The sequence below is a fragment of the Benzoatithermus flavus genome (genome assembly GCF_037908215.1).
Classification (GTDB): Bacteria; Pseudomonadota; Alphaproteobacteria; order Geminicoccales; family Geminicoccaceae; genus Benzoatithermus; species Benzoatithermus flavus.
Map to the genome: position 1 here is coordinate 69,733 of NZ_JBBLZC010000021.1, position 25,355 is coordinate 95,087.

Consider the following 25,355-nt stretch of genomic DNA (forward strand, 5'->3'; position numbering starts at 1 on the left):
CTTCAGGGGCGGCGGCGCAGTATGTGGAGCGCCTGGTAGGTCATGACGGGCTCGTGCGCCTGGTTCAGCACCGTATAGGCGATCCTCACCGTGCCGCGGTCGGGCCTGCTCGCGGAGGCGCGGCTCTCCAGGACCTCGCCTGCCACCTTCAGAGTGTCGCCGGGACGCACGGGCCTGAGCCAGCGCAGCTCGTCGAGACCAGGCGAACCCAGGGAGGCGGCATTGATGATCCGCTCCTGGTAGATCAGGCGGAACGAGATCAGGAGCGTCTGGAAGCCGCTTGCAATGATGCCGCCATAGGGGGAGGCTTCGGCTGCGATCTTGTCGATGTGGAAAGGCTGCGGGTCGTGGTCCCAGGCGAAGGCCAGGATCTGCGCCTCGCTCAGCGTACAGCCCGCGGTCTCGAAGCGCTGGCCGGGGATGAAATCCTCGAACCACAGATCGCGCACCATGCCTCTCCTCCCTGGCTTCGGGCGGGGAGACTGCCCGCGCCGATGGCGGCGCGCAAGATCTCCTCAGGCGGCGAGCGCGGCGGCGCCAGCCTCCAGAGGCTTGCGCAGGATGCGGTAGGCCAGAGACACGCCCGCGAGATCGAAGCAGCCGTCGCCGACCTCGCGGTAGCCGAGGCTCCGATAGAAGGGAACGGCCTCGATGAGGGCCGGCACCACCGCCTCGACGAGCCCGGCCGCGGCCATGGCGACCTCGACCCGTTCCATCAGCGCGCGGCCGATGCCGCGGCCGGCGTGGTCCGGGTGGACGAAGACCGCCCGGACCCTGCCGGCGCCGGGTCCGGCCGGCTCCCAGCCGGCGCCGCCGACGGGCCGCCAACCCTCGAGCGCCAGCAGATAGCGCCCGGACCAGATCAGCTCGGCCAGGCCCGGCGCCGGGCAGCAATACCAGGCGGCCAGCTCCTTCCCGGTGTAGTGGCCGCAGCCGACCCCGGCTACCGCCGCGCGCTGGAAGGCCAGGATGTCGGCGTGATCGATCGGCACGGCCAGCCGGAAACCGATCCCGTTCAGCATGGTGCGCCTCGCTCGTCCCGATGGCGGAGGTGGCGACCCTAGGGCAGGACGGTGCCCCGATCTGTGCGCGCCGTCACAAACGGCGGCCGAGATTGACGAGCGCCACGCCCGCGACGGTGAGGACCATGCCGAGGAGCTCGAGGATGCCCAGCCGTTCGCCGAAAAGCGGCCAGGCGATCAGCGCCGTGGTGGGCGGCACCAGGAAGAACAGGCTCGCCACGCGCGAGGCGGCGCCGCGGCGCAGCAGGAGATAGAGGAGCGTGATGGCGCCCAGCGACAGGACGAGGACGAGCCAGAGAAGCGCGAAGACGAGCTCACCCGTCCATGCGATCTGCCGCGTCTCGAACAGAAGCGCCAGGAGCCAGCAGGCCACGGCCGAGGCCGCGAACTGGACGAAGTTGCCGCTGCGGAGATCGTGGCCGGAGCAGAAGCGCTTCTGGTAGAGCGTGCCCACCGTGATGCCGGCGAGAGCGGCGAGGCAGGCGAGCGCTCCCCAGGCATCCGAAGCACTGAGACCCAGCTTCCGGGCGAGGACCAGAGCCACGCCACATAGGCCGAGGCCCAGACCGGCCCAGGTGCTGGGCCCGACGCGCTCGCCGAGGAGAACGGGAGCCGAGGCAGCGACGAGAAGCGGCTGCAGGCTCACGATCAGCGCGGACAGCCCGGCCTCGAGCCCGAGCCGGATCGCGACGAACACGCCGCCCAGATAGACGCCGTGCATGAGGAGGCCGGCGACGGCGAGATGCAGGATCTCGCGGCCGTGTCGCGGCCAGGGAGCGCGGGCGAGGAGTGCTGCCGGCCCCAGGATCGCGGCCGTGAGCGCGAAGCGCAGGGCGAGGAAGGTCAAGGGCTCGGCATGGGGCATGCCGAGCCGGGCGCCGATGAAGCCGGTGCTCCACAAGAGCACGAACAGGCCCGGCACGAGCCGGAGCCAGACCCCGCCTTCACGGTGCGCGGGCGGGGGGACGGGGCCGGCCCGAGGCGGGAGCGGACGGCTCATTCGGGCAGGGGAGCGAACAGCGCGTCGATGTCCTCCTCGGTGAAGCTCAGGCCCGCAGCACTGCCCGAGAGCACGCTGTCGACGAGGGCCTGCTTCTTGGCCTGGAGCTCGACCATCTTCTCCTCGACCGTGCCGGACGAGATCAGCTTGTAGACGAAGACGGTCTTGTCCTGGCCGATGCGGTGCGCCCGGTCGGTGGCCTGCGCCTCGACCGCCGGGTTCCACCACGGGTCGTAGTGGATGACGGTATCCGCACGGGTCAGCGTCAGGCCGGTACCGCCCGCCTTGAGGCTGATGAGGAAGATCGGTACCTCGCCGTTCTGGAAGCGCCTGACCGGGGTCTCGCGGTCCTTGGTCTGGCCGGTGAGCTTGACGAACGGGATCTTGGCCGCGGTCAGCGCCTCGTCGATCAGATCGAGCATCTCGACGAACTGCGAGAACACGATGATGTGCCGCCCGGCCTCGACCATGTTGGGCAGCATCTCCATCAGGAGCTCGAACTTGGCGCTCGTCACCTCGCTGCCCTGGCCGGACTTCAAGAGCCGCGGATCGCAGCAGACCTGGCGCAGTTTGAGGAGCGCCTCGAGGATCGCGATGTTGCTGCGCGCGAGGCCGCGCTGCTGGATCTCCTCGCGCACACGCTGGTGCATGGAGAGCCTGACGCTCTCGTAGAGGTCGCGCTGCGCCTCGGTGAGCTCGATCTCGCGCACCACCTCCTGCTTGGGCGGCAGCTCGGCCGCGACCTGCTCCTTGGTGCGGCGCAGAAGGAAGGGCCTGACGCGCGAGGCGAGGAGCGCCTGGCGAGCGGCATCACCCTCCTTCTCGATCTGGTTGCGGAACACGCGCCGGAAGGTCTCGCGGTCGCCCAGGAAGCCCGGCATCAGGAAGTGGAACACCGACCACAGCTCGCCCAGATGGTTCTCCATGGGCGTGCCCGAGAGGGCGATGCGGTGGTCGGCCTGGATCTGGCAGGCGGTGCGGGCGAGCTTGGTCGCCGGGTTCTTGATCGCCTGCGCCTCGTCGAGGACCACCATCCGGTAGCGGTGGGCGAGGAGCAGATCCTTGTCGCGCAGCAGCAGCGCGTAGCTCGTCAGCACGACGTCGTGGCTGTCGATCTCGTCGAACAGCTCGCGGCGCTCGTTGCCGTGGAGCACCAGCACCTCGAGGTCGGGCGTGAACTTGCGGGCCTCGTTGCGCCAGGTGGGAACGAGGCTCGTGGGCGCGACGATGAGGCAGGGCCGGGTGAGCCGCCCCTGCTCCTTCTCGGCCAGGATGTGAGCGAGCGTCTGGATCGTCTTGCCGAGGCCCATGTCGTCGGCGAGCACACCCGAGAGCCCGAGGCTCGCCAGGAACTGCAGCCAGGAATAGCCTTCCTCCTGGTAGTGCCGCAGCTTGGCCTTGAGCCCCTTGGGCGGGGCTGCGGCCGGGATCTCGCTGGTGCTCGCCAGCCGGCGGGCGAGATCGCGCAGCATCTCGCCGCCTTCCCAGCGGAGCGCGCCGTTGGGCAGCGCCGTCTCGATGGCGGTGAGCCGGGTCATCTCGGCGCGCGACAGCTTGATCCCGCCGTCGCGGGTGATCTTGTGGCTCGCGAACAGCTCGTAGAGCGCTTCCAGCATCGCCTTCAGGCGATAGGCCGGGATCGGCAGGAGGCGGCCGTCGGGGAGCGTGCCGTAGACGCAGTCCTCGCCGAACTCCTCGAGTGCTGCCGGCGTCATGTCCTCGGGGGCGCGCTCGAACAGGTCGAGCAGGATCGGGAGCAGCGGGACGCGCTCGCCGTCGACCTCGATGCCAAGATCGAGCTCGAACCAGTCGATGCCGGAGTCGTTGATCTCGACCTTCCAGGAATCCGCGGGCTGGGCGACGCGGTAGGGATACTCGTCGCTGAAGGTGATGCGCCAGCCTTCCTTGGCGAGGTTCGGCAGGTCGCGGTGGTTGAACTCGACCCACCGCATCGAGACGTCGTCGTCCTCGTCCTCCTCGAAGGTGAAGTCCTGCCGCTGCTCGTCGTTGGCGAACTTGCCGAGCCCGGTGGGGCCGAGCGGCTGCAGACCGAGCGCGTTCAGCCGCTCGACCATCTGAACCTCGTAGAGCGTGTCGCGCGGCAGAACGAGGAGACGGTTGTCCTTGACGTGGTTGATCTCGGTGCGGCCGTCCTGCCAGCCGACCTCCGCGCCGGCATAGTCGAACGAGACCCTGGCGAGCGGCAGGTCGACCTCCTGCTCTTCGCGCTTCCAGCCCATGCCGCGCGAGATCGTGACCCGCGGGCAGTGGAGATGGAGGACCGGCGTCGGCCTGACCTCGAGCCGCTCGCGCTTGCGCAGAGGCTCGGGCAGGGGCAGGGCGGCGGCGCTGGGCTGAAGCTTCTGGCGGACGAGGGTCGCCACGGCCGCGGGCACGGGCGGCGCCTTCAAGAGCAGGCGCGCCACGCGGTACGGCACCTTGGTCTCGATCGGCCCGCATTCGTGCTTCTCGAGATCGATGTACCAGGGCTCGCCCAGGCTCACGACCAGGATCTCGTCGCCGCCTTGCTCGAGCTCGCAGACGGCGTGCTGCTGGCCTTCGCTGTCGAAGCGCCAGCTGAAGCGGCCGGGCCGGGGCTCGCCGGCCTTGAGCGCCTGGCTCTGGCCGTTGCGCCAGTGACAGCGGCCGGTCTCGAGCATGCGGCGGAGCGTGTCGCCGTCGCCGGCCGTGCCTAGCCGCTTGGTCTGGGCGTTGCCGCCACCCAGGAGCCGGCCGATGACCTGGTCCTCGATACCGACGAAGGAGGCCGGATCCTCGGCGACGAGGTTGGAGATCGCCAAGGGATGCTCACGGCCGTAGAGCCCGCCGCGCAGGCGGCGCGCCCGGAAGGTGCTGACGGCGACGGGCTGGATCGAGGCGGTGTCGCGCCAGAGGCGCTGGGCGGGCTCGAGGATGTAGAGCACACAGTCGTCACCTTCGCCGGCCTGGCCGCTGGGCAGCGAGCGGGAGGTCTGGTTGACCGAGGCGATCCAGGCCTCGAGCTCGCTGTCGATCGCAGCGCTCACCTCGTCGGCTTCAGGTGCCGCGGCCTCGTCGAGCGCCGCCATCAGCGTGGCGGCGGCATGCTCGCACTCGGAATAGACGAGGCAGGTGCAGGTGCTGGTGAGCTTGATCCGGCCGCCGCGACCATTCTGGATGTTGATGCGCGTGATGTAGGGCGACCTGCGCTCGCTGCGCACGCGGCCGGTGATCGAGCGCCCGTCCCGCTCGACGTTGATCTCCATGACCGCGCTCTGCTCTCGCAGCGATTCGGCCTTGTGCCAGGTCGACGGCGGAAAGAGACGTTCCAGGTCAGTCCGTGTAAAGGCAAGCATAGGCCTGTTTTACTTTTTGGAGTTGTTGTTGTCGGCAGTTAGTGGTCGAGAAAACGCCTCCGGCTCGGCCATGGCCCGCCGGGCTCGTCCGAAGACGTCTGCCACTGCACTTCCATGTTCACCCGCTTGTTGCGCATCCCAGCCAACCTCAGGTTCAGCAGCGGGACGACAAACTGAAACGTATACACGACAAACCGCAAGTTTTGGCAACCTCCAAGGCGACACGGTCGCAGGGTTGAACCCGCCATCAGCGGATGCATCCAGCGGCTCCGGCCGCTTCATGCGTCAGCATGCCGCACCTTGGAACGGGGATCCGCTGCATCCTCGCTGCCCGGCAGGATCAGTTCCGCCCGTAGGCCACCCAGCGAGGAGCGCGCGAGAACGATCTCGCCATCGTAGATCTGGGCAATGTCCCGCACAATGGAAAGCCCCAGACCGCTGCCCGGCACACGCTCATCGAGTCGCATGCCGCGAGCGAACACGGCCTCACGCGCCGCCTCGTCGAGGCCGGGACCATCGTCCTCGACGAGGAGATGCAGCCGCCCATCCTCGATTCGAGACGCCACGCGAACCCGCGACCGCGCCCACTTGCAGGCGTTGTCGAGCAGGTTCCCGAGCATCTCCTCGAGGTCGGCCGCCGCCCCCAGAAAACCATGCTGCAACGGGACGACAGTTTCAATCACGATCTCGTGAGCAGTTGCGACGGGGCCAAGAACGCGTACCAGAGCGTCGACACTGGCCGCGACCGGAACAATACCTCGATGTGCCCGCTGATGACTCTGGGCGCGGGCGCGTGCGAGCTGGTGCTCGATCAGTGTCTGCATGCGGGCGACCTGCTCGCGGATCGGGGCGCCCGCTTCGCCCAGCCGGTCGGCCTCGAGCAGGAGAAGCTGCAGCGAGGTCTTGAGCCCGTGAGCGAGATCACCGGCCTGCGCCCGCGCCCGCTCGAGCAGCTTGGTCTGATGCTCGAGCAGCGCGTTGAGTTCGTCGACGAGCGGGCTGACCTCGATCGGAAAGCGGCCTTCGAGCCGGTCCATCGCACCGGAGCGTACCCGGGCCAGCGCTGCGCTGAGCCGCGCCAGCGGCAGGAGGCCTACCTTCACCTGCAGGCTCGAGGCGGCGAGGAGCGCTGCCGCCAGGATGGCGAGGTCCAGCGCCAGGAGCCGGTCGAACCGGCCGGTCACGGTCGCGATCTCGGCCGTGGGCAGCGCGACCGCGACCCGGATCGGGGCGTTTGGCGTTTCCTCGAACCGGACGAGCCGCTCGAGCACGCGCACCGTGCCGAGCCCCTGCACCGTGTCCTCGTGCCGGTGCAGATCGCCCGCTGCCGGCGCATCGGGCTCGAGCGAGAGCGACTGATCCCAGAGCGAGCGCGAGCGCAAGGCCGGCCCGCCCGCGGGCTCGACCTGCCAGTAGCGCCCGCCGTAAGGCGTGCGGAATCGGGGATCGCCCGGCGGATCGACGAGGATCACCGTGCCGTCCGGCTGCCGCTGCAGGCCGGCCGTGATCTGGTTGAGCTGGACCAGGAGCTCGGCATCGTACTGGGCGGTGACGTGGTTGCGGAACAATGCCGAGAGGACGAGCCCGGTGCCGAGCACGGCGAGCGTGATCAGCACCGCGGCCGCGGCGAGCAGGCGCAGCCGCAGCGAGCCACCGCTCCCGGTCACGCGGGTGCACTCAGGCGGTAGCCGAGGCCGCGCACGGTCGAAATCGCCTCGCGGCCGAGCTTCTTGCGCAGGCGACCGATCAGGACCTCGATCGTGTTGGAATCGCGATCGAAATCCTGGGCGTAGACGTGCTCGGTGAGCTCGCTCTGCGAGACGATCTGGCCGGGGCGGTGCATGAGGTAGGCGAGAATGCGATACTCCAGGGCGGTGAGGGTCACCGGAGCGCCGTTCAGGGTGACGCGCGCGGTACGGGTGTCGAGCTCGATGGCGCCGCTGCGCAGGATCGGGCTGGCATGGCCGCTCGCCCGGCGCAGGAGCGCCCGGAGCCGGGCCAGGAGCTCCTCGGTGGCGAAGGGTTTGGCGAGATAGTCGTCCGCACCGGCGTCGATGCCTTCGACCTTCTCGCGCCAGCTTCCGCGCGCGGTCAGGATCAGGACGGGAAAGTTCCGGCCCGCCGCCCGCCAAGCGCGCAGAATCGAGAGCCCGTCCCGCTTGGGCAGGCCGAGATCGAGCACGACGGCATCATAGGGCTCGGTGTCGCCCAGGAAATGGGCCTCCTCGCCGTCGGCGGCGCGGTCGACCACGTAGCCGGCGTCGGTCAGCGCCTCCTCGAGATGCCGGCCGATGCCGGGCTCGTCCTCGACCACCAGCACACGCACCGCGCTCAATCCTTCCCTTTGCCACGGCCCCGCTCGCCGGGCGCTGCCGGCAGCACGGCGCGGGTCGCGGCGTCGATCCAGATCTTGCCGATGATGCCGCCGGGGCTCAGCGTCTCGACCTGGTAGACCCAGCGCCCGCCGAGCTCCTTGAGCTCGATCTCGAGGATCGTGCCGGGCCGGGCGCGCCGGGCGATCGCCAGGATCTCCTCGAGCGGCGCTATCTCGCCTCGGCGCAGCGCCCGATAGGCCCGGTCCTGATCGTGATCGTCGTCATCGGCCAGGGTTGAGCCGGCGGCCAGCACCGCCAGCGCCAGTGCCATCATCAGGAGCCGGCGGCTGCGCATGATTCTCCGACCTCGAGCAGGGAGCGGCAATCTGCTCCTCTGAACGCGGGCACCTGAACGGCACCTGAACGGCTCGTTCACGCCTCGCTCAGATCAGGGCCGCTACAAGCCACGCCGTCAACCGGACCCGATAACGCAAGGAGTCGACGATGCGTGGAATTGGCTTCGCTCTCGCCCTGGGGATCGCGATTTCGGGCGCAGTGCCCGCCTTCGCCGCCGAGCTGTGCAAGGAGCACCCGAAGGACCAGTGGCTCAAGCCCGAGCAGATCAAGACCAAGGCCGAGGAGCTGGGCTATCAGGTGCGCTCGGTCGGCGAGGACGAGGGCTGCCTCGAGGTCAAGGGCGTGAACAAGGAGGGCAAGAAGGTCGAGGTTTACTTCGATCCGACCACGGCCGAGGTCGTGAAGACGAAGGGAGGCTGAGCATGAGAGCGCCGGCCGGTCCAGCCGCGGCCGAGGTTCGGGTCTGGGACCCGCTCGTCCGGCTGTTCCACTGGAGCCTCGTCGCCGCCTTCTTCACGGCCTTTCTCGCCGAGGAAGGCGAGACGCTTCACGACATGGCCGGTTACGTGGTCCTGGGCCTGATCGGCTTTCGCCTGGTCTGGGGCTTTGTCGGCCCGAAGCATGCGCGCTTTGCGGATTTCGTGCCGACCCCGCAGCGCCTCGTGGCCTACCTCGCCGGCCTCGTGCGCGGCAGGCCCGAGCGCTATCTCGGCCACAACCCGGCCGGTGGGGTCATGATCCTCCTCCTGCTCGCGGCCGTCCTCGTCACGGCCGGCAGCGGCTGGCTCATGACCACCGACCGGTTCTGGGGCGTGGACTGGGTCGAGGAGCTGCACGAGGTCGCCGCCTACGCGACCCTGGCCCTGATCGGCGTGCACATCGCCGGCGTGGTGGTCAGCAGCCTGCTCCACCGCGAGAACCTGGTGCGCGCCATGATCACCGGCCGCAAGCCGGCCCTGGCGGGCTGACCCGAGCGGAGCGCCCGTGACGGGCGCTCCGCTCAGATCCCGGTGGAGAGCCGCAGCAGGCTCACCGCCGGCGGCCTGCCAGGCAGGTCGAGACGCGACACGCGCGGTGCCGCCTGCGCCACGATCCGTCCGCCCCGCAGCACGAACAGACGCGCGGCCTTGAGCCGGATCGCCTCGATCGGGTCGGCGGCCTCGAGCACGACGAGATCGGCGCGACAGCCGGGCTCGATGCCGTAGCCCTCGAGGCCCATGATCCGGGCCGGCTCGGTCGTCACCGAATCAAAGCAGGCGCGCACAGCGTCCAGGCTCGTCATCTGACCGACATGCACCGCCATGTGCGCGACCTCGAGCATGTCGCCCGAGCCGAACGAGTACCAGGGGTCCATGACGCAGTCGTGGCCGAAGGCGACGGTCACACCGGCCGCCTTCAGCTCCGGTACGCGCGTCATGCCCCGGCGCTTGGGGTAGGTGTCGTGCCGGCCCTGGAGCGTGATGTTGACGAGCGGGTTCGCGATCGCGGCGACGCCGGCCTCGGCGATCAGCGGGATCAGCTTACTGGCATAGTAATTGTCCATGCTGTGCATGGAGGTCAGGTGCGAGCCGGCCACGCGCCCTTGCAATCCCAGGCGCTGGGTCTCGTAGGCCAAGGTCTCGATGTGGCGCGACAGCGGGTCGTCGCTCTCGTCGCAGTGCATGTCGACCATGAGGCCGCGTTCGGCCGCGATCTCGCACAGCTCCGCCACCGAGCGGCGCCCGTCCTCCATGGTGCGCTCGAAGTGCGGGATGCCGCCCACGATGTCGACGCCGAGGTCGAGCGCTCGCAGCACGTTCGCCCGCGCACCGGGATAGCGATAGAACCCGTCCTGCGGGAAGGCCACGAGCTGGAGCGTGAGATAGGGGGCGACCTGCCGCTTGACCTCGAGCAGCGCCTCCACGCCCACGAGCCGGTCGTCGCAGACATCGACGTGGCTGCGGATGGCGCCGATGCCTTGTGCTACCGCCATGTCGCAATAGGCCAGCGCGCGCTCGATCACCGCCTCGTGGGTGAGGAGCGGCTTGAGCTCGCTCCAGAGCTGGATGCCCTCGAGCAGCGTGCCCGAGCGGTTGAGCCGCGGCAGGCCGAGCGAGAGCGTCGCGTCCATGTGGAAGTGGCAGTCGACGAAGGGTGGCGTCACCAGCCGGCCCGAGACGTCGAGCTCCTCCTGCCCGCGCGCGTCGATGGCGGGCCCTACGGCCTGGATCAGGCCGTCCTTGATGAGGATGTCGTGATTCTGCCGGCCGTCCGGCAGATTGGCGCCGCGCAGGATGAGATCGGGCTGCAAGGAAGCAGTCTCCTACAAGGAACGCTGCCGGACATGTTGCCGGCTCCATCAACGGGCGCGACGATGGCGGTTTGCCAGGTCGCGAGCAAGATACCGTCGGTGCCGATGCGCGGGTAAGATCCTTCGAGATGGTGTGGACGGTTTCAGGGTGCGCGGACCGAGACGGCGAGACCCTGCCCCGTGGCGCGCTGGATCGGGGCCCGATCGAAGGTGACGAAGGTCTCGCCGTCGGCCGCCAACCCGTCGAGAGTTCATGCTCTCCAGCTGACGGGTGGTCCTTCGTGCTTCGCGCAACCGCACACGTCTCGATCCGGCTGGGCGGCCAGGGCTTCGTGCGCCGCAGCACGACGACTTCACCTTTATCCTCGACCTCGAATTCCGTGCCCGCCTGCCGGGCCGGACAGGGTCAAGGTCGCGCCCTCGGCGCGTTCAGCGCTGACCCTTCAGATAAGGCCGCATCAACGCCAGCGGATAGGCGGCCCGGCGCGAGACCAGGACGAGCGCCAGAATGCTCAGGAGATAGGGCAGCATCAGGAAGAGCTGGTAGGGCACGGCGCCGCCCACGACCTGCTGCAGGCGGACCTGGAAGGCGTCGAACGCGCCGAACAGGATGGCACCCAGAAGCGCCTTGCCGGGGCGCCAGGAGGCGAAGACGACGAGAGCGATGCAGATCCAGCCGCGGCCGTTGACCATGCCGAAGAAGAAGGCGTTGAAGGCGGAAAGGGTGAGAAAGGCGCCGCCCACGGCCATGAGGGCACTGCCGAAGACGACCGCACCGATCCGCAGCGCGTAGACGTCGATGCCCTGCGCCTCGACGGCGGCCGGGTTCTCGCCGACGGCACGGATCGCGAGGCCCAAGGGCGTGCGGTAGAGCAGCCAAGCGAGCCCCGGCACGAGGGCGAGTGCGGCGAGGGTGAGGGCGGTCTGCTGGGCGAGGACGGGGCCGATCACCGGGATGCTCGCGAGCCAGCCCTCGGCCAGAGGCGGGAAGGGCTCGATCCGGGGTGGGGTCGAGACGTTGGGCAGCAGCACGCGGTAGGTGTAGGAGGCAACGCTCGTGCTCAAAAGCGTGATGCCGATGCCGGTCACGTGCTGGGATAGGCCGAGCGGCACCGTGAGCAGGCCGTGGACGAGTCCCGCCAGCATCCCCACCGAGGCCGCCAGCGCCACGCCCGCCCACAAAGGAGCCCCCTCGTAGACCGCGAGCCAGCCCACCATCGCACCCAGCGTCATGATGCCTTCGATGCCGAGGTTGAGGACACCGGCGCGCTCGCAGATCAGCTCGCCCAGCGTACCGTAGATCAAGGGCGTGGCGATTCGGAGCGTCGCCGCCCAGAAGCTCGCCTGGAGGAGGATGTCGAAGGCTTCGGTCATCGGCGCAGCCGGTAGCGGGTAACGAGGCCGGCAAGGAGCATGGCGAGCAGCGAGAGCGCCACCACGAGGTCGGCGATATAGCTGGGGACACCCACGGTACGGCTCATGCTGTCGGCGCCCACGAACACGCCGGCGACGAAGATGGCGGCCAAGACGACGCCCAAAGGGTCGAGCTGCGCCAGCATGGCGACGACGATGCCGCTGTAGCCGAAGCCCGGCGAGAGGTCCTGGGTGAGATAGCCCTTGAGGCCCATGACCTCGCCGGCCCCGGCGAGCCCCGCGAGCGCTCCCGAGATCAGCCCGGTGCGCAGGAAGACGCGCGCCACCGGCATGCCGGCGAAGCCCGCAGCCCGCGCGTTGCTGCCGACGGTGCGGGTCTCGAAGCCCCAGACGGTCCGCTCCATGTAGAGCCAGATCAGGGCGGCGGCAGACAGCGCCACGAGGAAGCCGGCATGGAGCCGGGTGCGCCCGATAAGGCGCGGCAGGGTCGCGGCATCGACCATGGGCGCCGATTGCGGCCAGCCCAGGCTCATCGGGTCCTTCATCGGCCCTTCCAGCATCATGCCGACGAAGAGGAGTGCCACGAAGTTGAGGAGCAGCGTGGTCACGACCTCGTCGACGCCGAGCCGGAGCTTGAGCCAGGTCGGCCCGAGCATGAAGAGCGCGCCGGCGAGAGCGCTCGCGGCCAGGGCCAGCGGGATCAGGACGGGCGGGGCGAGGCTCAGGGCACCCGAGCCCAGCGCCACGGCGACGACCGCTCCCAAGTAGAGCTGGCCCTCGGCGCCGATGTTCCAGAGCCGCGCGCGGAACGCGACCGCGGCCGCGAGCCCGGTCAGGATCAAGGGCGTGGCGCGGGTCAGGGTCTCGGTGAGCGCGAAGGGCGAGCCCAGGCTCGCCACCGCCATCTGCCGGTAGGCGGCGAGCACGTCGGCTCCGGCGAGCGCGAGCGGAATCGCCGCCAGCGCCATGGCGAGCAGGATGGCGGCCACAGGCGATGCCACCACGAGCCAGCGCGGCGGGTGCGCGCGAACCTCAAGCCGCATGGCGGACCTGGCCGGTCATGAGAAGGCCGAGCTGGCGGATGGTGACACCGGTCGCCGGCATGGTCTCGCTCAAGCGCCCCCGGTACATGACGGCGATGCGGTCGGAAAGGCGCATGAGCTCGTCCAGGTCCTCGGAGATCAGGATGATGCCGGCCCCGCGGCGGCGCGCCTCGAGCAGCCGGCCGTGGATGAAGGCGACCGCACCCACGTCGAGCCCACGCGTCGGCTGGTCGGCCAGGATCAGGCGCGGGGAGAGCTCGAGCACGCGACCCAGGAGCAGCTTCTGGATGTTGCCACCCGAAAGCAGGCCGATGCGCTGGCCCGGTCCCTCGCAGCGCACGTCGTAGGCCCGGATCAGCTCCCGCGCGTGCTCGACGAGGCGGCCGCGGCGCAAGAATCCCAGCTTCTGGAAGCGGCGGCTCTTATAGGTCTCGAGCACCAGGTTCTCGGCGATCGGAAGGTCGGCGACGATCCCATCGCTCAGCCGGTCCTCGGGTGTCCGGCCGATCCCGGCCGCGATGAGCGCCCGCGGGCCGCCAGTGGGCCAGGGTCGGCCCTCGAGCCGGATCTCGCCGGCGCCGGGCCGAACAAGGCCCGCGAGCAGGGCCGCGAACGTGCGCTGGCCGTTGCCGGACACGCCGGCGATGCCGACGATCTCGTGCGCGTGGACGGTGAGGTCGATGTCGGCGATGCCGCGGCCACCGTGGGGGCCACCCGGCACCTCCACATCGGCGAGCTCGAGGAGCACGCGGCCGGGGGCGATCGACTCGCGCCGCGGCATGGCGACGGCGCGGCCCACCATCGCCTCGGCGATCATGCCGGGGCTGGCATCGGCCGTCGCGAACTCCGCCACCTTGCGGCCGGCGCGGAGCACGGCCACGCGACGGCACAAGCGCACGACCTCGTCGAGCTTGTGGCTGATGAACAGGATGGCGAGGCCCTTGGCACTCAGCCGCTCGAGGGTGAGGAACAGGCGCTCGGCCTCCTGCGGCGTGAGCACCGCCGTGGGTTCGTCCAGGATGAGAACCCGGACATCGCGGTAGAGCGCTTTCAGGATCTCGACCCGCTGCCGTTCGCCGACCGAGAGGCTGCCCACGGGCGCATCGAGCGGCACCTCGAGGCCGGCCGAGCCCATGAGATCGGCGAGCTTGCGCCGCGCCGCCTGGCGATGGTGCTTCGGCCGCCAGAGCGGCTCGGTGCCGAGCACGATGTTGTCGAGCACCGAGAGGTTGCCCGCGAGCGCGAAATGCTGGTGCACCATGCCGATGCCGGCGCGAAGCGCCGCATGCGGCGAGCCCGGCGGCAGCGGCCGCAGGGCACCGGAAGAATCGGCGACGAGCACGGCGCCGCTGTCGGCCACGTAGTGGCCGAACAGGATGCTCATGAGCGTGGTCTTGCCCGCACCGTTCTCGCCAAGGAGGGCCAGGATCTCGCCCCGCCTCAGCTCGAGGTCGATCGCCTCGTTGGCCAGAAGCTCGCCGAAGCGCTTGCTGATGGCCTCGAGACGAAGGACGACCGGCGCCGGCACGGGAACGGCGGCGGCCCGGATCACTTGGTCGACTTCGGCTCGCTGTCGTCGATCGCGATCTTGAGGCTGCCGGCCTTGATCGCCGCCTCCGTGGCCTTGACCTTCTCGATCACGGCCGCAGGGACGAGATCCTCCTTCATGGGCGCCACCGAGCAGCCGCCGACGGCGAGGTTGCTCAAGGGCCCGTAGTTCTCGGCCTGGAACGAGCCGCTCGCCACCGCCTTGACCGCCTTGTCGATCGAGGGCTCCATGTGCCACAAGGCACTCGCGACGACCGTGCCCGGATACTGATCCTGCGTGTCGATCACGTTGCCGATCGCCTTGACACCACGCTCCTTCGCGGCATCCGAGACGCCGAAGCGCTCGGCGTAGAGGATGTCGGCTCCCTGGTCGATCAGGGCGAACGCCGCCTCCTTGGCCTTGGGCGGGTCGTACCAGGAGCCGATGAACGAGACCGAGAACCGGACGTTCGGGTTCGCCTCCCTGGCCCCTGCCATGAAGGCGTGCATGAGGCGGTTGACCTCGGGGATCGGGTAGCCGCCGACCATGCCGATCAGGTTCGACTTCGTGAGCGAGCCGGCGACGAGGCCGGTGAGATAGGAACATTCCTGGATGTAGTTGTCGAACACCGAGAGGTTGGGCGCTTGCGGGCCGAAGCTCGAGCCCAGGAGAAAGGACGTCTTAGGGTAATCCTTGGCGACGGCGCGGGCGGCGCGCTCGACACCGAACACCTCGCCCACGACGAGCTGGTTGCCGGCCTCGGCATATTCGCGCATGACGCGCTCGTAGTCGGTGTTGGCGACGTTCTCCGACCACTTGTACTTGATCTCGCCGCGCGCTTCGGCCTCTTTCAGAGCTTTATGGATGCGGCTCACCCACTGCTGCTCGACCGGCACGGTGTAGACGCCGGCGACTTCGATCGGCGCCGCCTCGGCGGCGCCGATCGTCCAGCCGAGAAGCCCGGTGGCGAGCATCGTCGCGAGCAGCAGCGTGCGCCTGGAAAGTGGGTTCCCCATCGTCGTCCGCTCCGTTGCCGGCACCGGTCGGGCGTGCCGGGCCATCGTTCTCGGCTGCGATGTTGACGCGCCGTCCTTGCCTTGGAAAGAGTGAAATCGCCGGCCGGCACCGGCTCAGGTCGAGGTCGCCTTCGCGGCCGCGACGGCCTGCGCTCGCGCCAGAGGATGAAGAGGCCCGAGCCTATGATCAGTGCCGCACCCGCGAGCATGCGCGGACCGGGCACGTCTCCCCAGAAGACGAAGCCGAGCGCCATCGCCATCGGGATGGCGCTGTAGCGGAACGTGGCGACGAACGAGAGATCGCCCATGCGCAGCGCCGCCACGAACGCCACGTAGCCGCCGGCAGCTCCCAGCGCCGCAAGGGCGCACAAGGTCACGTCGATTCCGTCGAGGGCGATCCACGTGCCGCCCAGCGCCGTGGTCACACCACCCAGCGTGACGCAGATGGCCGTGGCCAGCGCCGCCGTGCCGGATCCCACCTCGGGCGAGATCTTGCGGGTGCAGACGTCGCGCGCGACGCTGATGGCAGCGGCGGCCAGCGCCAGGAGCGAGGCGAGCTGCCAGGCCGAGGGCAGGCCCAGGACCACGAGCACGCCCAGGAATCCCACGAACACGGCCGCCCAGCGCCGCGGGCCCACGCGCTCCCCGAAGAAGAGGGCCGCTGCCGCCGTGAGCAGGATCGGGGCGGCGAAGTAGAGCGTGTAGGTGTCGGCGAGCGGCAGGGTCGCGAGCGCCGCCAGGAAGGCGAAGGTGACGCCGAGCTCGCCCAGAGCGCGCAGGAAGGTGAACCGGTCCGGCCGGCCGATGCGCAGGCCCAGGCGCGGCAGGAGCGCCAGCATGAGCACGACCACGATCGTACCGCGCAAGGCGATCAGCTCGCCGATGGGCGCTCGGGCGGCGAGCGTCTTCATGAAGGCGTCGTTGACGCAGAACGACGCCATGGCCGCGATCATCAGGAGCGCAGCGCGCAGATTATGGGCGGCGGTCGGCATGGGCCCCGCTCAAGGTTCAGGCCGGATGCTCGATAGCCGATTCGACCCGTCGAGGCCAATCCCGAGACCTTCCGTGCCGCTCTTGCCGCGATGCCCGGCCACAAGCCGCGGCCGCTCTGGGCGGAGCATGGCGAGGCCGGCCGCGACGACGACGGCGGTGCCGAGGAACACCGGCGGGTCGGGCACGTCGCCCCAGACCAGAAAGCCGATCAGGAAGGCGAGCGGCACGGTGACGTAGCGGAAAGGTGCGGTGAACGACACGTCGCCCGTGCGCGTGCCGGCGACGAGGCAGGAGAAGGCGACGCTCACGAGCACAGCGCTCGCCGCGAAGCCGAGGAGGCCCTTCCCGTCCGGGAGCGCCCAGCCGAAGGGAAGAGTGCCGAGGCTCGCCACGGCCGAGAAGCCGATCGTCATCAGCGCTATGGCCTCGGTCGGCACGGCGGGCCGGACGAAGCGGGTGACGAGGTCGCGGGCGGCGATCAGTGCCGCCGCAGCCAGCACCCACGAGGTGGCGGGATCGAAGGCAGCGCTGCCCGGCCGCAGGATCACGAGGGCGCCCGTCATGCCCGCGGCCACCGCCGCCCAGCGCCGGGGACCGACCTTTTCCTCGAGTAGAAAGGCGGCGAGAACCGTGAGCAGCACGGGAAAGACGAAGAGGACCGCGGTCGCCTCGGCCAGAGGCAGCGTCCTCAACCCTTGAAAATAGCACAAGGCGGTGCCGAGCTCGAGCAGCGAGCGCAGCCAGGAGGCACGATCGCTCCAGGGCAGGCGCACGAGCTCCGGCCGGCGACGCAGCCGTGCCGCCACGACGAAGAGCAGAGCCGCCACCACGCCACGGCAGAACAGGATCTGGCCCGGCGGGTAATGCTGGGTGAGCAGCTTGACGATCGCATCGCTCACCGCGAACAGCGAGACCGCCGCAGCGGTGAGCGCGGCGGCGCGAAGGTTGGCCTGGTGGTCGGTCATCGCGTCCGTGCTGTCCGGGGCGGCTTCATCCCTGACTTTCCGCCACGGCCGTGCTCACGACAAGTGTCGGGGTCGCATGGGCGCGATGCGCCGGACCTCGATCTCGCCGGCGGCCCCGCCTGGTTGCCGGCAGCCGTCGCTGCCGGGCGGGTGGGCGCCCGGCGTGAACCAGACATAGTCGTAGAGAACGCCTATGGTCGGCATCTCGCGGACATGCTCCACTTCGAGCAGGGCTATGCTCACCGTGCGGGCTCCCGGCCGCAGCCGCTCGAGATACCAGGGCGCGCCCCAATCCTTGCGCACGCGCGCGCGGTCCGCGATCAGCACACCCCGGTTCCGCCCGGCGACGGCCGCGAGCCGGTCGGCAAGGCCGGCATCGCGGGCGCGCTCGACGCCAGCGAGACGGGTGAGCAGGTCCTGGCCGAGCTCACCGCAATAGGCGGCGGCGATCGTCCGCTCGAGAGCCGCCGCGAGCAGCGGCGGCAACGGCCGGTCGAGTCCGGTCCGCACGACGAAAGCTGCCGGCAGGGCGCTCGTGCCTCCAGCCATGACCGCAGCCACACTGCTCCCCGGCAGGCCGGCGGCGACGAGCTCGGCGCCGGTGCGCCGTGCCACGGCCAGGACCGCCCCGTACGTGTCGAGCGGCGCGTCGCCCCCTTCGAGATGCAGCGCACGGCCCAATGCCGCGAGGTCGTCGTGACGGTGCTCGACCAGAACCGGCTGCTGGTCGGTCTCGATCACCTCGAAGGCCGCAGCCGCGAGCGGCCTTCGGCCCGCAGCCGCGATCAGCAGCGCTTCCAGCCGGCGGTGGTCGAGATTGTCGCGGCTCTCCCCGATCAGCACGAAGTCGGCCTCGGCGACCCTGGCGAGAAGCTCCTTCTCACCGACCGGCCGGTTCTGCGCCGTGTCGTGAATGGAACCGGCGAGCGGATGCCGCGCTCCATAGGCATGGACCCATTCGGGCGAGGACTGGCAGGCGGTGAGCAAGGCCAGCAAGAGAACCACGGGTGTCATGATGTGCCTCATGCGTGCCGGGCCTTTCGCGCTGCCCGCTCCGGGCAGGAGCCCGGACGGGGTCGGATGGACGCAGGCCTTTTACCATCCCGCAACGCGACGCTGCAGCCCCGGCCCGATGGGCGCGCCGCCCACGATGAGCCTGCTCACGTTTCGGTGGAGCGCGCTTTTGCGCATCTTGCATCCGGTGCAGGAAAACCGCTATCGCAGCGTAGGATTCATACCGAAGCACGGGGAACGGACGAACGTCCAGCGCATGCGCCACCCTCTGATGGAAGCCGGCCGATGACCGGCTGGCTGATCGTTGTCGACCGCCTCTCCGACCTGCCGGCCGCGGTCTCGCGCTACCCCGCCATGACGACGCGCGACTACATCATGCAGCCGCGCGCGACCCGGCGCTCCGCTCCCAAGATCCTGAATCTGTCCCGGAGCTACGGCTACCAGACCATGGGCTACTACTGCTCGCTGCTCGCGGAAGCGCGCGGCCATAAGGTGGTGCCCACGGTGACGACCGTGCTCGAGCTGTCGCGGCGTGCCTCTTACGTCTACGCGCTGGCCGAGCTCGAGGAGACGCTGAACCGGACGATCCGTCACCTCGCGGAGCCGCCCACGGCCTCGTTCCGGCTGTTCATCTGCCTGGGCCACGCCGACGATCACCGTTTCGCCCGCTTCGCGCGCCAGCTCTTCGACTGGTTCCGCTGCCCGATCCTGGAAGTGTTCGTGAAGGCGGGCGACACGTGGCGGGTGCGGAAGATCGCTCCCGTCTCGATCAGCGAGCTGGGCGAGGAAGGGAAGGCGCAGCTCGCTGCCGCGATCGAGGCCCATTTCCGCCAGCCCTGGAAGTCGCCCAAGGCCAAGACCGCCCCCCGCTTCACGCTCGCCGTGCTGCTGGATGCCAAGGAGCAGCTCCCGCCTTCCGATCTCCAGACGATTCGCCATTTCGAGCGCATCGCCGAGCCCATGGGTCTCGGGGTCGAGGTGATCTCGAAGCAGGATTTCGACCGGATCGCCGAGTTCGATGCCCTTTGGATCCGCGAGACCACCAACATCGACCACCACACCTTCCGCTTCGCCAAGCGCGCCGAGCAGGAAGGGATGCCGGTGATCGACGATCCGAGCTCGATCATCCGCTGCACGAACAAGGTCTATCTCGCCGAACTCCTGCAGGCGAACGGCGTGCCGACCCCCAAGACCGTCGTCATCTCCTCGGCGAAGGAGCTGGAAGGGCTGGAAGTGCAGCTCAGCTATCCCATGGTCCTGAAGATCCCGGACGGATCGTTCTCGCGCGGTGTGGCCAAGGTCGGCAACCGGGCCGAGCTCGAGCGCATGGTGCGCGGCATGCTCGAGGACTCGGATCTGATCTTGGCCCAGGAGTTCATGTACACCGAATATGACTGGCGGGTCGGTGTGCTCGACGGCGAGCCCTTGTTCGTCTCGCAGTACATGATGGCGCGAAAGCACTGGCAGATCGTGCGCCACACCGAGAACGGCAAGCCGGTGGAAGGCTCGTTCAAGACGCTCGCGGTCGCGGCCGCGCCGCGCGAGGTGGTCGAGATCGGCGTGAAGGCGGCACGGCTCATCGGCCGCGGCCTTTATGGCGTGGACATCAAGATGAACGAGCGTGGCGTGTTCGTCATCGAGATCAACGACAACCCCAACCTCGTCCACGACGTCGAGGATACGGCCGAGCGTGACGAGCTCTGGCGCCGCCTCGCCGGCTGGTTCCTGAAACGCCTGCAGCGCGCCGAGGAGGGCTCGGCGCCGGTGGGCCTAGCGGCCGTGCCGAAGGCGGGGTGAGCGGACGGCGAGCGCTGCCGCGAGCGCCGCGAGCGGCAGCAGAGCCAGGAGCAGCGCTGCCGCGGCGGCGAGGCGGCGATCGCTGCCGAGCGCCAGCGTCAGGGTCTCGGTGGTCAGTGTCGGCCAGCGTCCGCCGCCCACGAACACCGTCGGCAGGTACTGGGCGACGCTGACCGAGAAGCCCACGGCCGCCGCCACCAGGATCGGCCGGCGCAGGAGCGGCAGCTTGATCCGCCAGAAGACGCGTGCGGGCGCTCCCCCCAGCACGGTACCGGTCGCGAGGAAGCGCGGATCGAGGGCGAGATAGGGATCGTGCAGCATCAAGAGCACGTAAGGCAGCACGAAGACGAGGTGCGACCAGAGAAGACCCGGGAAGGTCGCATCGAGCCCGAGTCGTACGAAGAGGACCTGCAGGCCGAAGAGAAAGCTCACCTGCGGGATCAGGAGCGGCGCGTAGGCGAGCGCCAGGACCCGCGCCCGCGGCTTCGGGCCGGTCCGCGCCTCGTGCTCGAGGCAGGCGAGGACGAGCCCGAGGGCCGCGAGGCTCGAAAGCGCGGCGAGGAGGAGCGTGGTCGCCGCCGGCCACGAGAGATCCTGCGCCACGGCGGCCCAGCTCGCGAGCTGGAGCTGCGACGGCAGGGCGGCCGGAAAGCGCCAGCTTCCGGCCACGGACCAGAGCAGGAGCGCGCCGAGACCGAGGATGCTCGTGCCGAGGACGCCCGTGAAGGCGAGACGGCCGAGGAGGCGGAGCGCGCGCTCGAACGAAGGGCTGGGGCCGGCGAGGAGCCAGGACCGGCAGAGCCGTGCCAGCACCGTCTCCACCGCGCGCCAGGTCCCGATCGCGAGCAGAATCAGCCCGAGCTGCAGCACGGCGCCGGCCGCCGCCACGAGCCGGAGCGCGAGGTCGGGATCGTTGAACCAGCGCAGGAGCTGGACCGCCAGCACCGGCGGCGCCGTGGGGCCCAGGACTACCGCCATGTCGACGACCGAGAGCGCGAAGGCGAGGACGGCATAGAGCGGCAGCCGGACCTGCCCATAGAGCTGTGGCAGCACGAGCTTGAGCCAGGCCTCGGCAGCGCCGTAGCCGAAGGTTCGGGCCACGGCGAGCCGGCCTCCGCTCGCGATCTGGCTCTCGGCGGCGATCAGCGCCAGAACCAGGAACGGGCATTCGCGCAGCGCGAGGCCGAACGTCAGGGCCAGCCCGAAAGGGTCGTTCAGCGTGAGAAGATCGGGCGGCCGCTGCCAGCCCGTGAGCCAGGGCGAGACCAGCCGTGCCGCGAAGCCCGAGGGAGCCACGAGAAAGGCGGTGCCGATGGCGCTCGCGAGATGCGGCACGGCGAGGAGGAAGGGAAGCGTCAGCCGGAGCGGCCTCGTGCCCCGCCGCTCGTGGCTTGCCGCCACGATGAGCACGGCGCTCGCGAGCGCCAGCACGGTGGCGCCGAGCCCGCTCGCGAGTGTCAGCACGACACCGCGTCCCACCCCCGGCGCGGCGAGGAGCTGCCGCCAGGGCTCGAGCGAGAGCTGCCGCACGTCCAAGGCCGGCAGCCAGCCGAAGGCGGGGAGGATCGTGCCGGCGAGCCCGGCCGCGACCGGCCCCAGGAAGAGGGCGATCGTCAATGGCGGAGCGAGGCGCAAGAACGGGCTTCGAGCGCTCGCGACCGGCATCAGCGCGCGTAGCGCTCGGCCCAGCCGCGCTCGAGCAGCTCCATCCAGGACGGATGCGGCTCCGGCAGGGCCGGACCCAGCCGGTCGGGCGGGAGCGTGGCGGGCCCGAGCGCGAGCCCCTCGAACCGGACGCGGTCGGCCGGCGAGAGGGCCGCGAGGTCGAGCACGGTCGGATCGCCCCACACCCGCACATCCTGCTTCCTCGCCTGCGCTTCCGGTTCGAGCAGGAAGTTCGCCACCACCATCGCCCCTTCCTTGTGCGCGGCGTTGAATGGAATCGCGACGAAATGGGTGTTGGCGATGGTTCCTGCCCGGAAGACGAAGCTGCGCACGCTCTCGGGCAGGCGGCCGGCGAGGATCAGGCTCGAGGCTTCGGCCGGGTTGAAGGCCATGGAGAAATCGACCTCGCCGTCGTCCAGGAGTCGGTGCAGCGCCTGGCCCGAGGCGGGATAGGTGACGCCGCCCCGCCAGAGATGCGGCTGCACCCGGTCGAGCCAGCGCCAGACCGGTGTCGCCAGTGCCGCGAACGCGTCCGCGTCCACGGGCTGCTGCAGCCGGGCCGGATCCGGCACGGCCTCGTAGAGCACGTGCTTCAGGAAGGTCGAGCCGATGAAGTCGGGCGGAGCCGGGTAGGTGAAGCGGCCGGGGTGTGTCAGGGTCCAGGCGGCGAGCTCGTCGAGCGAGGCCGGCGGGTCCGGCACCCTGGCGCTGTCGTAGAACAGCACGAACTTCGCCATGCCCCAGGGGCTCTCGTAGCCGTCGGTCGGGATCGTGAAGTCGACGAGGGTGGTGGGCTTGCCCCCGGTGTCGACCAGCCGGAAGTTGGGCAGCATGTCCGTGAACGGGCCGAACAGCAGCCCCTTCTCCTTCATCGCCCGGAAATTCTCGCCGTTGATCCACAGGAGATCGACCGTGCCGCCCTCGGTCCGGCCCGCCTCCTTCTCGGCCAGCACGCGCGCCACCGCCTCGGCCGTGTCGCCGAGCTTGACCTGGACGAGTCCGACATCGAAGCGCGCCTTGGTCTCCCGGCCGACCCAGGCGATGTAGTCGTTGATCTGCGGCGACCCGCCCCAGGCGTTGAAATAGACGGTCTGGCCGCGGGCGCGGGCGAGGACGTCCGCGAACGTTTCGGCGGTGGCGCCGTGGAGCGGCAGCAGAACGGCCATGAGGACGAGGACGAGGCGCATGTCCCTCTCCCGCGGATGGCGGCCATCGGCCCGGCACGCGAGGCTAGCGCCGTGCCGGGCCGCGCGACAGCCTCATGTCGCATCGCCCGAGGAGAGAGGACTCGTGCTAGGGATGGAGCCGCGGGCAGAAAGCCGGACATGCCGGCGAGCCCGGGAGGAGCGCTTCATGACGAGCGAGCTCGAGGCCTTGGGCGAGCACGTGGCGATCGCGACCGGCAGCGATCGCGAGCTCGACCGCGAGCTCGACCGCGTGCTGACCGGCGATGCCTCGACGACGCCGCCGGACTACACGGCCTCGGTCGATCGCTGCATCGACCTCGTCCATCTGGTGCTGCCGGGCTGGGCCTGGCATGTCGGCTGGGACGCCAGCGGCATCCTGCCTTACGCCACCTTGTGCCGGGGCCGGCAGCGGGTCGAGGCCAGAGCGCCGACCGTGCCCCTGGCGCTGTTGCGCGCGCTGGTCCGCGCCCGTAAGGAGCTCGCCCGACACGAGCGGTGAAACCGCCGATCGGGTCTGGCCCGGCCGCGAGGAATTCTTTACCATCCCCGCCGACGCCTCGGTCGCAAGGCAGCCTGATGGTGTGCGCAAGAGCCGACGATCATGCCGATTCGCCGTGAGCTGCGCTGGTTCTACCCGATCGACTGGCCGCAGATCAGCCGGGAGATCCGGTTCGGACGCGCGCGCGGCCGCTGCGAGAGCTGCGGCCGGCCGCACGGTCAGCTCGTGATCCAGCTCGACGACGGACGGTGGTTCGACGAGGCCGCGCGGTGCTGGCGCGACGACGCGGGCCGGCCCGCGGCCTGGCCCGACATCGTCGAGTTCACGGCGGCGGTGAAGAGGCGGATCGTGCTCGGCACGGCACACCTCGACCACGACCCGCAGAACTCGGCCGTCCGCAACCTGCGCGCCTTGTGCCAGCGCTGCCACCTCCGCCACGACCGCGACGAGCACCGCCGCCGCCGCCGGCTGACCTGGCTGCGGCGCCGGGCTCTGGGCGATCTGTTCCTCGGCCCCTACCGCCTCTGGTAGGGGCTCAATCCTTTCTTAACCCGTCTGCTCTAGCCTCGGGGCTCGTGAGCGACGAGGTGCGGGAGGCGGATCGGGCTGCCCCGCCGTCGCGAGGAGGCTCGTATGCAGGCACGGCTCGAGATGGATCCCGGCGGCGTTCGCGACGCACGGCGCCGGCACGGTGCTGCGCTCGTCACGGCGTTCGCAGCGTTCTTCGTAGGGCTCGGCCTTGCGGACGGCACGGCGCTCCGGCCGGTGCTGGCCGCAGCCGACCCGGGTGTCGCTCCCGATGCTATCGGCCAGACCCCTGCGGCCGCGCAGCAGCCGGCCCAGGCGGCAGCCGCGCCCACGAGCCGGCCCGCCATCGTCGAATCGAGAGGCAATCCCGCCTTCGATGCCGCGCGCGAGCGGTTCGCGCGTGCGCTCGGCCACGAGCCCGCGGGCTCGGGCGGCGAGATCGGCGACCGGCTGCTCGTTCTCGACAGCAGCCTCGCGAACCTCCTGGTCGAGCGGCACTGGCAGCCGCCGGGGCAGGCCGGCGGCAGCCCGATCGAGCGGCTCCGCACCATGGTCGAGATCGCCAAGGGGCTGCAGCTTCCGGTGTCCGTGGGCGTGATGCAGGCGGCCTTCGGCACGCCGGCCGAGAACGATCTTCTGGAGCTCGACCGTGCGGTCGCACAAGCGCGCCAGGCGCTCGCGGCCCGGCCGAACGATCGGGCGCTCGTGAGGCTGCGCGACGAGCGCAAACGCGCCCTCGAGGCGGCGCTGGCTCCTCTCCCGGTGTTCCGCAAGTCCGGTCGCAACTGGGCGCTGGCCGATCTCGACGTCGACCGGAACGGTGTCGTGGACGGCAACGACCTGACGGCGCTCGAAAGCCGACGCGACATGGCCGCACGCGAGCCTGCCGCCGCGACGGCGCCCGCGACCGCCAAGGCAACGGAGTGATGCCGATGCAGCGACGCAGCACCACCGCGCTCTTCGCTCTTGCTCTCCTGCTCGCCGCCTGCGTCGGCACGAAGGACGACGGCTCGCCGCTGAGCCACGCCGACCTGCGCGACGCCGACGTCGCGATCGCAGCGCGCGCCATGCAGCAGGCACTCGAGACCCTGCCGGACGGCCGCCGCCTCGACTGGAAGGGCTACGTCGGCACGGGCGGCAGCTTCAAGCCCTTCCGCACCTATGTCAGCACCGGCGGCTATTATTGCCGCCAGTACACGGAGGAGTTGCATCTGTACGATCGCACCAGCACCTTCAAGCACGAGGCCTGTCGCGACGAGCAGGGCCGCTGGATCTGGCTGTGACACCGGCGGCCCCGATGTCCGACTGGCGTGGCTTTTGCGGCGTTCCCGCCGCCGCGTGGTGAAGGTTGCGGTCACGTCCGTCGAGGTGGTGGCGATTCGGGCTGGGTCTGCGGGGGCCGTCGGTCGGGTGGCCCGGGGTGGAAC

24 protein-coding genes are annotated in these 25,355 nt (G+C 70.0%); 7 read left to right on the forward strand and 17 right to left on the reverse strand.

What is annotated here, in order from left to right; all coding sequences use genetic code 11:
• Positions 1-2: 2 nt before the first annotated feature.
• The 7 genes from U1T56_RS18300 to U1T56_RS18330 form a co-directional block, all read right to left on the reverse strand.
• The gene (locus U1T56_RS18300; RefSeq protein WP_418160933.1) at positions 3-452 is read right to left on the reverse strand and encodes a MaoC family dehydratase; all 450 of its coding nucleotides are present in this window, start codon (positions 450-452) and stop codon (positions 3-5) included.
• A gap of 63 nt (positions 453-515) precedes the next feature.
• The gene (locus U1T56_RS18305; protein WP_418160934.1) at positions 516-1,022 is read right to left on the reverse strand and encodes a GNAT family N-acetyltransferase; all 507 of its coding nucleotides are present in this window, start codon (positions 1,020-1,022) and stop codon (positions 516-518) included.
• Between the two features lie 73 nt (positions 1,023-1,095).
• Positions 1,096-2,022: a DMT family transporter gene (locus U1T56_RS18310; RefSeq protein ID WP_418160935.1), complete on the reverse strand. Its 927-nt coding sequence runs from the start codon at positions 2,020-2,022 to the stop codon at positions 1,096-1,098.
• The gene (locus tag U1T56_RS18315; protein WP_418160936.1) at positions 2,019-5,267 is read right to left on the reverse strand and encodes an SNF2-related protein; all 3,249 of its coding nucleotides are present in this window, start codon (positions 5,265-5,267) and stop codon (positions 2,019-2,021) included. Before U1T56_RS18315 ends, U1T56_RS18310 begins: the two co-directional genes overlap by 4 nt.
• A 368-nt stretch (positions 5,268-5,635) precedes the next feature.
• Complete coding sequence (locus tag U1T56_RS18320; RefSeq protein ID WP_418160937.1) at positions 5,636-7,024, reverse strand: ATP-binding protein; 1,389 nt, start codon at positions 7,022-7,024, stop codon at positions 5,636-5,638.
• Positions 7,021-7,683, reverse strand: coding sequence for a response regulator transcription factor (locus tag U1T56_RS18325; protein ID WP_418160958.1), 663 nt, complete (start codon positions 7,681-7,683; stop codon positions 7,021-7,023). The genes U1T56_RS18320 and U1T56_RS18325 overlap by 4 nt, the downstream gene beginning before the upstream one ends.
• 5 nt (positions 7,684-7,688) lie before the next feature.
• Positions 7,689-8,027, reverse strand: coding sequence for a PepSY domain-containing protein (locus U1T56_RS18330; RefSeq protein WP_418160938.1), 339 nt, complete (start codon positions 8,025-8,027; stop codon positions 7,689-7,691).
• 149 nt (positions 8,028-8,176) lie between these two features.
• On the opposite strand from U1T56_RS18330, the gene U1T56_RS18335 reads away from it, so the two are divergent.
• On the forward strand, positions 8,177-8,449 hold the full coding sequence (locus U1T56_RS18335) for a PepSY domain-containing protein (protein WP_418160939.1): 273 nt from the start codon (positions 8,177-8,179) through the stop codon (positions 8,447-8,449).
• A gap of 2 nt (positions 8,450-8,451) precedes the next feature.
• Positions 8,452-8,997: a cytochrome b/b6 domain-containing protein gene (locus tag U1T56_RS18340; RefSeq protein ID WP_418160940.1), complete on the forward strand. Its 546-nt coding sequence runs from the start codon at positions 8,452-8,454 to the stop codon at positions 8,995-8,997.
• 32 nt (positions 8,998-9,029) lie between these two features.
• On the opposite strand, the gene U1T56_RS18345 is transcribed toward U1T56_RS18340, so the two are convergent.
• The 8 genes from U1T56_RS18345 to U1T56_RS18380 all read right to left on the reverse strand — a co-directional run bounded on the left by U1T56_RS18345 (position 9,030) and on the right by U1T56_RS18380 (position 18,252).
• Positions 9,030-10,319, reverse strand: coding sequence for an amidohydrolase family protein (locus U1T56_RS18345; RefSeq protein WP_418160941.1), 1,290 nt, complete (start codon positions 10,317-10,319; stop codon positions 9,030-9,032).
• Positions 10,320-10,748: 429 nt separating this feature from the next.
• A complete protein-coding gene (locus U1T56_RS18350) occupies positions 10,749-11,693 on the reverse strand; it encodes an ABC transporter permease (RefSeq protein ID WP_418160942.1) in 945 nt (314 codons plus the stop codon).
• Positions 11,690-12,736 carry an ABC transporter permease gene (locus U1T56_RS18355; protein WP_418160943.1) on the reverse strand — a complete coding sequence of 349 codons (1,047 nt, stop codon included), beginning with the start codon at positions 12,734-12,736 and terminating at the stop codon, positions 11,690-11,692. The genes U1T56_RS18350 and U1T56_RS18355 overlap by 4 nt, the downstream gene beginning before the upstream one ends.
• A complete protein-coding gene (locus U1T56_RS18360) occupies positions 12,726-14,288 on the reverse strand; it encodes an ABC transporter ATP-binding protein (protein ID WP_418160944.1) in 1,563 nt (520 codons plus the stop codon). Before U1T56_RS18360 ends, U1T56_RS18355 begins: the two co-directional genes overlap by 11 nt.
• On the reverse strand, positions 14,285-15,238 hold the full coding sequence (locus U1T56_RS18365) for a BMP family protein (RefSeq protein ID WP_418160945.1): 954 nt from the start codon (positions 15,236-15,238) through the stop codon (positions 14,285-14,287). Before U1T56_RS18365 ends, U1T56_RS18360 begins: the two co-directional genes overlap by 4 nt.
• Positions 15,136-16,272, reverse strand: coding sequence for a DMT family transporter (locus tag U1T56_RS18370; RefSeq protein ID WP_418160946.1), 1,137 nt, complete (start codon positions 16,270-16,272; stop codon positions 15,136-15,138). The genes U1T56_RS18365 and U1T56_RS18370 overlap by 103 nt, the downstream gene beginning before the upstream one ends.
• Positions 16,273-16,281: 9 nt before the next feature.
• Positions 16,282-17,238, reverse strand: coding sequence for a DMT family transporter (locus U1T56_RS18375; RefSeq protein WP_418160947.1), 957 nt, complete (start codon positions 17,236-17,238; stop codon positions 16,282-16,284).
• A 54-nt stretch (positions 17,239-17,292) separates the two neighbouring features.
• Positions 17,293-18,252, reverse strand: a complete 960-nt coding sequence (locus U1T56_RS18380; RefSeq protein WP_418160948.1) for a ChaN family lipoprotein — start codon at positions 18,250-18,252, stop codon at positions 17,293-17,295.
• Positions 18,253-18,537: 285 nt separating this feature from the next.
• On the opposite strand from U1T56_RS18380, the gene U1T56_RS18385 reads away from it, so the two are divergent.
• A complete protein-coding gene (locus U1T56_RS18385; RefSeq protein WP_418160949.1) occupies positions 18,538-20,049 on the forward strand; it encodes a RimK family protein in 1,512 nt (503 codons plus the stop codon).
• Here the strand turns inward: U1T56_RS18385 and U1T56_RS18390 are convergent.
• Together U1T56_RS18390 and U1T56_RS18395 are read right to left on the reverse strand one after the other, a co-directional pair.
• A complete protein-coding gene (locus U1T56_RS18390) occupies positions 20,023-21,684 on the reverse strand; it encodes an ABC transporter permease (RefSeq protein WP_418160950.1) in 1,662 nt (553 codons plus the stop codon). The two genes, U1T56_RS18385 and U1T56_RS18390, sit on opposite strands and share 27 nt — an antisense overlap.
• Before the next feature lie 29 nt (positions 21,685-21,713).
• A complete protein-coding gene (locus U1T56_RS18395) occupies positions 21,714-22,901 on the reverse strand; it encodes an ABC transporter substrate-binding protein (RefSeq protein ID WP_418160951.1) in 1,188 nt (395 codons plus the stop codon).
• A gap of 166 nt (positions 22,902-23,067) precedes the next feature.
• On the opposite strand from U1T56_RS18395, the gene U1T56_RS18400 reads away from it, so the two are divergent.
• The 4 genes from U1T56_RS18400 to U1T56_RS18415 all read left to right on the forward strand — a co-directional run bounded on the left by U1T56_RS18400 (position 23,068) and on the right by U1T56_RS18415 (position 25,211).
• Positions 23,068-23,400: a hypothetical protein gene (locus U1T56_RS18400; protein WP_418160952.1), complete on the forward strand. Its 333-nt coding sequence runs from the start codon at positions 23,068-23,070 to the stop codon at positions 23,398-23,400.
• A 102-nt stretch (positions 23,401-23,502) separates the two neighbouring features.
• Positions 23,503-23,931, forward strand: a complete 429-nt coding sequence (locus U1T56_RS18405; RefSeq protein ID WP_418160953.1) for a hypothetical protein — start codon at positions 23,503-23,505, stop codon at positions 23,929-23,931.
• A gap of 102 nt (positions 23,932-24,033) precedes the next feature.
• Positions 24,034-24,855 (forward strand): hypothetical protein, encoded by an 822-nt coding sequence (locus tag U1T56_RS18410; protein WP_418160954.1) that lies wholly within the window; start codon positions 24,034-24,036, stop codon positions 24,853-24,855.
• A 5-nt stretch (positions 24,856-24,860) separates the two neighbouring features.
• Positions 24,861-25,211 carry a hypothetical protein gene (locus tag U1T56_RS18415; protein ID WP_418160955.1) on the forward strand — a complete coding sequence of 117 codons (351 nt, stop codon included), beginning with the start codon at positions 24,861-24,863 and terminating at the stop codon, positions 25,209-25,211.
• The last annotated feature ends 144 nt before the right edge of the window (positions 25,212-25,355 follow it).